The sequence below is a fragment of the Sandaracinobacteroides sp. genome (assembly GCF_057137845.1).
Genome location: NZ_DBNHFX010000219.1, coordinates 1 through 4,780 on the forward strand (window position 1 = coordinate 1; position 4,780 = coordinate 4,780).

Sequence of the window (4,780 nt, forward strand, 5' to 3'; positions counted from 1 at the left end):
GCTGGCGCTGCTGATGTGGGGCGGCCAGGTGGTGGTGATTTCCACCCACGACGGGGTGGCGAACCCGTTCAACCGGCTGGTGGAAGATGTGCGCGCCGGCCGGCAGCCGGCGAAGCTGTTCCGCATCACCTTCGACGACGCCATTGCATCCGGCCTGTACGAGCGCATGGCCGAGGTGTTCGCCGCGCGCGGCAAGCCGATCGCGGCCAGGGCCGAATTCATCGCCGGCATCCGCGCTTTCTATGGCGACAGCGCCGCCGAGGAACTGGACGTGATCCCGTCGACCGGCGCGGGCAGCCTGATCGACCTGCAGTGCCTGGCCGCCTGCGAGGACGACGAGGCCGGCCGCCCGGAACTGTATCGGGGCGGGCTGTGCGTGATCGGCCGCGACGTGGCGCGACGCCGCGACGGACAGATCATCTGGTGCCTGGAACAGGTGGCCGACACGCTGGTGCTGCGCGATCGCTATGAAGAAACCGGCCGCAGCTTCGACGAGCAGGATGCGTTTTTCAACTGGCTGATGCAGAATCGCCGGATCATGCAGGCCGGGATCGACCAAGGCGGCATGGGGGAAAAGGTTGTCGAGGATCTGCAGCGCCTGCACGGCCGGCACCGGGTGAAGGGGTTCCTGCTGCAGGGTTCGACCAGGCTGGACATCGCCCTTAGCCTTGCCACCCGCATCGAGCGGGTGCGGTTGCGGATTCCGCGCGACCCGATCATCCGCGCCGATTTTCTGGCGATCAAGAAGCTGCCGGCCCCCGGCGGGCAGGTACGGATCGTGAACGCGAAGGATGAAGTCCACTCGGACAGGTTCTGGGCGGCGGGCATCGCCAGCCTGCTGGGCGACCTGCCGCCGGCCGAGTTCGATTACCGCCCGCTGGCGCGCACGGCCACGGCCGGCGGCGGCGGCCGGGATTTCTGGCGACCGGACCATGCCGGCGATTTCCGGGCCGGCGGCCGCAAAACAGGAAAGGGATTCTGAAAATGGCGGTGATCTCGCCCGAAGCTTACCGCCGGCGCATCAACCAGGCGGCGACGTCGCGGGCGGCCGCGCCCGCCGACGCCGCCCTGCTGCAGGCCGAGATATCGGCGGCCGACACCGCGCGGCTGCGCGGGCTGGCCGGCGGCTTTCATCCCGGCGGCCTGACGCCCGAGGCGCTGGGCCTGCTGCTGCGCGAGGCCGAGACCGGCGACGCCGACGGCTATCTGGATCTGGCCGAGGCGATGGAGGAGAAAGACCTGCACTATCTGGGCGTGCTTTCGAAACGAAAGCGGCAGGTGGTGCAGTTGCCGATCACGGTGGAGGCCGCAGGCGACGGCGCCGCCGACCAGAAGGCGGCGGACTTCATCCGCGAATGGGCTTCGCGCGACATTCTGGAAGCGGAGCTGTTCGATGTGCTGGATGCGATCGGCAAGGGCTATTCCGCCAGCGAAATCATCTGGAACCGCGATGGCAGGCTGTGGTTTCCGGAAAAGCTGAAGTGGCGCCACCCGCGCTGGTTCGCCTTCCACCGCGCCGATGGGGAAACGCCGCTGCTGAAAGGCGGCTTCGAAGGCGCTGATGCCCGGGATGGCCACAGCCAGGGCGTGCCGCTGCCGCCGGGCAAATTCCTGTTCCACCTGCATCCCGCGAAATCCGGCCTGCCGGTGCGCGGCGGGCTGGCGCGGGCCGTCGCCTGGGCGTGGCTGTTCAAGAACTATGCCGTGAAGGACTGGCTGGCCTTCGCCGAAATCTATGGCCGGCCGTTCCGCATCGGCCGCTATCCGGCCGGTGCGACCGAGGACCAGATCGCAACCTTGCTGCGCGCCGTGGCCGGCATGGGCGAAGACGCGGCGGCCGTGATCCCGGAATCCATGGCGATCGAACTGGTGGACGGCAAAGCGGGCGGCGGCGACCTTTACGAACGCATGGCGGCGTTTCTGGACAGGCAGATATCGAAGGCGGTGCTGGGCGAAACCGCCACCACCGATGCCGATGTGGGCGGCCTTGGCAGCGGCCGCGAACATGGCGACGTGCGCGCCGACATCGAACGCGCCGACGCGCGGCTGCTGGGCGCAAGCCTGACCCGCGACATCGCAACACCCATGGTGCGGCTGAATTTCGGCCCCGATGCCGGCGTGCCGAAGATCCGGCTGGGCCGGGCCGAGGAATGGGACGCCGGGCAGATGATGCCGGCGGTGCGCACCTTCGTGGAACTGGGCGGCCGGGTGGAAATGAGCGTGATCGCCGACCGGCTGGGCCTGCCGGATGCGCCAAAGGGCGAAGGGGCGGAACTGCTGCGCTGGCCGGATGCCGCCGATGGCGAAACGGGGCGGGCCGAAATAAGCCCCGTACAGCGCCGAAAGGGGGCAAGTGGCCTGCAGATACCTGAAACGGCTTCGACCCGGTTCTTAATGGCCTCTTATCCCCCTTATTCGCTATGTCCGCCCGCCACCGGCGATGCGCGGATGCGCGGCGGGCCGGAAAACGGCCTGCGGGCGGCAATAATGGCCGGAATCGCCGCCGCGATGGCCGCGCACCTGCCGCCGGCCGGAACCGGCGAACCCGCCGCCGAAGATGAAATCGCGGCGCTGCTGGCGGAAGAGTGGGAGGAAATCCTGACGCCCGTCGCCGATCCGCTGCTGGCGGCGGCCGGCGGGGCGGCCAGCTATGAAGATGCGCTGGCGGCGATCACCGCCACGCTGGCGGCAACCGATACGGCGGCGCTGGAAAACGCGGTGGCGCGCGGCAGCCTGCTGGCGCGGGCGGAAACAGCCGCCGCCCGATCGGCGGCAAATGAAGCGCTGGCCGCCCATTCCGACGATACGCGGGCAAAACTTGCCGATGTGGCGCGACGGCGCCAACGGGAAAAGGGGCGCTTCGCGGAGGAGGGAATCGGCCCGCGCGGCCTGCGGCGGCTGGCGGTGCAGGACGGGCGCGAGCATGTGGAAATCGCGCGGCTGACCGATGAAAGCGCGCGCCTGCTGGAAGTGCGATCGCCCAGCCTGCGCCTTTCGGCGGCCACCTTGCGGAAGCAGATTCGGAAACACCCGGAAGTGTTGCTGACGGACTATCGATATGTTTCGACCATGGTGAACCATGGAGAGTTGCGGCTGGAGCAAGGCGGCGTGTTCCAGGCAATCGACTGGCGCGATGGCGATCCATGGTATGCGGTGGTGAAGCGGACCCGCGACGGAGAGAGCGCCTTTCTTGTTTCCTATCGTCGGACGAGCGCCGAAGACCTTGAGAGGAAAATGGCCGTCAGCCAGCGGTTACGAAAGGCAAAATGATGGGGGGAGTAACCGCCCGGCGTGGATCCCATGCCCACGTGGCACCGAGTGAACGCCGAAGCGAACGCAGCCAGACGGGGCTTCCCGGACGGACCGCCTGTATAATCCCGGCGGGCGGGGAATGCAATTGATGGCGATCACCGCTGCCAGCGGGCCAGAAAAAGGGGCGCCCGGTTGCCCGGACGCCCCGAACGGCGCGATGGCCGGGGTTCAGGCGGCCCGGTTCTGCCCCGGCGGGCGTTCGCGGCGCTGGCGGCAGATTTCGCGCGCGGCGCCACCAACCGCCGCCTGCAAAAACGCCGCTTCATATGCGGAAAGGCTGGCGCGCAGCCTGATCCGCATCGCCTCGCCCTTCAGCATGGCGAAAATGCCTTCGAACAGGGTGATGTCCATCTCGCCGCGCTGTGGCGACGTCAGACTGCTTAGCGACGTCAGCGCATCCAGCGCCTTGATGTGGCCATCCAGCATCAGGCCATCCACATCGTCGGCGATGCCGGAGAGCCAGCTTATCTCGTTCGCCAGATCGCGCGCCAGGCTGTCGTCGGTCGGCATGTGGAAGCCCTCAGCCATGGTGCGCCTCCTGCCCGAACAGATCGATCTGGCCATCATTGGCCGGCAGCCGCACCACAGGCTTGCGCGGTTCCAGCACGAACAGATCGATCAGCGATCTCCGGCGCTTGTTCGCCCAGTAAGCGCTGCGGCCCAGAAGCGCCCCGACCTTGGTGCCGGGCAGCCCCAGCCTGAACATCAGCGCCGCGCGCGCCACGCCGGGTTCTGCCAGCAGCAGGCCGCGCGCATCCAGGATCACCGACTGCGCGGCATCGTCGGGCACCGGCGCTGCCAGCAGGTCTTGCAGATCGGCGGGGCTGGGAATTCCGAACGCGGCGTTGATCTGCTGTTCGATGGCGGCGCGCAAATGGTCCTGCATGTCGATCAACGCCAGACGCGCTGCCTCGCCGACCTTCGAAGGGCTGACCTGCACCAGCCACAGGCCGATATCGGCGGTCGGCAGCATCCAAGTTTCGTAGAATTTGCCATCGGCAGCGGGGGCTTTAAAAGCCCCGACTGTCAGGCCTGGCGAGCGCTGGATTACCCGGCGTTGGGCACGCCAGCTGAGGCCCAGAAATTCGCAGATCGGGCGCGGCGCGGTCCACCAGCGGTGTTGGTGGTAAAAGGCGGTGCCGGTCCAGGCGCCGAACCGTATAGGGGTGGTCAACATCGTCATCGCTACATCTCCCTTTTGATGGGGATGCCGGGCGGCGGCATACGCACCGCCCGGCCCGACCACGGAACGGCATGGTCGCCGGGAGCTCAAAACCCAGACGTAGTTGGGCGTGCTTCTTCCCCTTGCGGGTCTTGTAGCCGCACACTCCCGGCGGGAACCGGACCGGATGCATATTCTTGCGTTGAATGCATCGCTTTCGTGGATCGCCGCCGCTACGTCGGTGTTTTGAAGCACCGTGCGGATAGTGGCGCATGGCGGGCGGCAGATCAAGGGGCAATCGGCGGC

Annotated in this window: 4 protein-coding genes; 2 read left to right on the forward strand and 2 right to left on the reverse strand. The window is 67.6% G+C overall.

The window, feature by feature from the left end:
• A partial coding sequence (locus tag AC16JP_RS11680) for a phage terminase large subunit family protein (protein WP_484340790.1) occupies positions 1-982 on the forward strand: 982 nt, incomplete at its 5' end.
• 2 nt (positions 983-984) lie between these two features.
• Complete coding sequence (locus tag AC16JP_RS11685) at positions 985-3,270, forward strand: DUF935 domain-containing protein (RefSeq protein ID WP_484340791.1); 2,286 nt, start codon at positions 985-987, stop codon at positions 3,268-3,270.
• A gap of 210 nt (positions 3,271-3,480) precedes the next feature.
• On the opposite strand, the gene AC16JP_RS11690 is transcribed toward AC16JP_RS11685, so the two are convergent.
• Together AC16JP_RS11690 and AC16JP_RS11695 are read right to left on the reverse strand one after the other, a co-directional pair.
• On the reverse strand, positions 3,481-3,840 hold the full coding sequence (locus tag AC16JP_RS11690; protein WP_484340792.1) for a hypothetical protein: 360 nt from the start codon (positions 3,838-3,840) through the stop codon (positions 3,481-3,483).
• Positions 3,833-4,780, reverse strand: a 948-nt coding sequence (locus AC16JP_RS11695; RefSeq protein WP_484340793.1) for a phage antirepressor N-terminal domain-containing protein, incomplete at its 5' end; no start/stop codon positions are given. The genes AC16JP_RS11690 and AC16JP_RS11695, both read right to left, overlap by 8 nt.